Source organism: Pseudomonas sp. Nvir (genome assembly GCF_963778085.1).
GTDB classification, from domain to species: Bacteria; Pseudomonadota; Gammaproteobacteria; order Pseudomonadales; family Pseudomonadaceae; genus Aquipseudomonas; species Aquipseudomonas juntendi.
On record NZ_CAVZVN010000010.1, the window covers coordinates 1 to 1,953 of the forward strand.

Annotated in this window: 1 protein-coding gene; it reads right to left on the minus strand. The window is 59.8% G+C overall.

Going from position 1 to position 1,953, the window contains the following annotated elements; translation table 11 throughout:
* Positions 1 to 23 precede the first annotated feature (23 nt).
* Positions 24 to 1,712, minus strand: coding sequence for a urocanate hydratase (gene hutU, locus AACG97_RS00115; protein ID WP_016160521.1), 1,689 nt, complete (start codon positions 1,710 to 1,712; stop codon positions 24 to 26).
* Positions 1,713 to 1,953 lie beyond the last annotated feature (241 nt).

Genomic DNA, 1,953 nt, shown 5'->3' on the forward strand with positions numbered 1-1,953 from the left:
CCCCGGAATGAGCGTTAACGATTTCATTTAGCGTTCCCCTGCGTTGCTGCCACCATCGGAAGATTCAGACCCTGTTCTGCTGCGCATTCAATAGCAATATCGTAACCCGCATCGGCATGACGCATCACGCCGGTCGCCGGGTCGTTGCGCAGGACGCGAGCGATACGCGCCGCCGCTTCATCGGTACCGTCACAGACGATAACCATCCCGGAGTGCTGCGAGAAGCCCATACCTACGCCGCCGCCGTGGTGCAGCGACACCCAGGTCGCGCCGCTGGCGGTGTTAAGCAAGGCGTTCAGCAGCGGCCAGTCGGATACCGCATCTGAGCCGTCGCGCATGGCTTCGGTTTCGCGGTTCGGGCTGGCGACGGAGCCGGAATCAAGGTGATCGCGGCCAATCACGATCGGCGCGGAGACTTCGCCGCTGCGCACCATTTCGTTAAACGCCAGACCGAGCTTCTGACGCCACTCCAGACCTACCCAGCAGATACGCGCCGGCAGTCCCTGGAAGCTGATGCGCTCGCGCGCCATATCCAGCCAGTGGTGCAGGTGCTGATCATCTTTAATGATCTCTTTCACTTTCGCGTCGGTTTTGTAGATATCCTGCGGATCGCCGGACAGCGCTACCCAACGGAACGGGCCGATACCCCGGCAGAACAGCGGGCGGATATACGCCGGCACGAAGCCCGGGAAATCGAAGGCATTGCTGACGCCCACTTCCTGCGCCATCTGACGGATGTTGTTGCCGTAGTCGAAGGTCGGCACCCCCATCTCGTGGAAGGCCAGCATCGCCTGCACGTGGTCGGCCATTGAGCGTTTCGCCGCCAGAATGGTGCCCTGCGGATCGGATTCGGCTTTCTGCTGATACTCCTCCCAGCTCCAGCCTTTCGGCAGATAGCCATGCAGCGGATCGTGGGCGCTGGTCTGATCGGTAACCATATCCGGGCGCACGCCGCGTTTCACCAGCTCTGGCACGATATCCGCAGCGTTGCCGCACAGCGCGATGGAGATGGCGCGGCCTTCGGCGGTGTATTTTTTGATGCGCGCCAGGGCGTCATCCAGAGAAGTGGCCTGTTCATCCACGTAGCGGGTACGCAGACGGAAATCGATGCGGCTCTGCTGACATTCGATGTTCAGCGAGCAGGCGCCCGCCAGCGTCGCGGCCAGAGGCTGCGCACCGCCCATGCCGCCCAGACCGGCGGTTAACACCCAGCGCCCTTTCAGGCTGCCCTGATAGTGCTGGCGACCGGCTTCGACGAAGGTTTCATAGGTGCCCTGCACAATGCCCTGGCTACCGATGTAGATCCAGCTGCCGGCGGTCATCTGGCCGTACATCGCCAGCCCTTTGGCATCCAGTTCGTTGAAGTGTTCCCAGGTGGCCCAGTGCGGGACCAGGTTGGAGTTAGCGATCAGCACGCGCGGCGAGTTTTCATGCGTTTTAAATACGCCGACCGGTTTACCGGACTGCACCAGCAGGGTCTCGTCGCTTTCCAGGTTTTTCAGCGCCTTCACGATAGCGTCATAGCATTCCCAGTTGCGCGCAGCGCGACCAATACCGCCATAGACCACCAGCTCATGCGGGTTTTCAGCGACATCGGGATCGAGGTTGTTCATTAACATACGCAGCGGCGCTTCGGTCAACCAGCTCCTGGCGGTCAGCGTCGTGCCTCTCGGTGCACGGACGTCCAGCTGGCGATATTTGCTTTGCGACATCGGGGTTTCTCCTGACAATTAACGTTGTGTACGTAGATACATATACTTGTCTATACAACTCTGCGCAAGCCAGGATTTAACAGAAATGATACAATTTTGTTATATTGCGTCAGCAATCACGTTTTGCTGACGCCAGGGAAAATTACGAGCTGAAATGGCCCTGCAGACGGTAGCGCGCGCCGGGGAACAGCAGGCGAGCGTGTGAGACGATATGCGTCTTCGACCAGGTGCGACGGCGAAT